The sequence below is a fragment of the Leifsonia sp. HAY1-4F genome, assembly GCF_056755275.1.
In genome coordinates this window covers 1-254 of sequence record NZ_JBNDHX010000422.1, presented here as the reverse complement: position 1 = coordinate 254, position 254 = coordinate 1, and the positions used below count along the sequence as shown (strand labels likewise).

Genomic DNA, 254 nt, shown 5'->3' with positions numbered 1-254 from the left:
GGACTGATGACCGCGATCGTCTGCGGCTGGCTCGACGACGGCACCGTGATCGAACTGGAAGCGCAAAAACGCCACGATGCTCAGGCGCGCCAGGCACTGGCTGCCGAGTTGCTCAAAGGGTTGCCATGCGTCGTCCATCCGAACTCGTATTTCCTGTGGCTGCCCTTGCCGGAAGACGTGCGTGCCGATCAGATTGTGGTGGAGCTGATGCAGAAGCAGATTTCGGTCACCACTGCCGAGCCGTTCGCCGTATC

Annotated in this window: 1 pseudogene; it reads left to right on the top strand. The window is 61.0% G+C overall.

The features are described from left to right. Nucleotides 1-254: pseudogene (locus ACPYOG_RS20040) on the top strand (hypothetical protein); the annotation flags it as partial.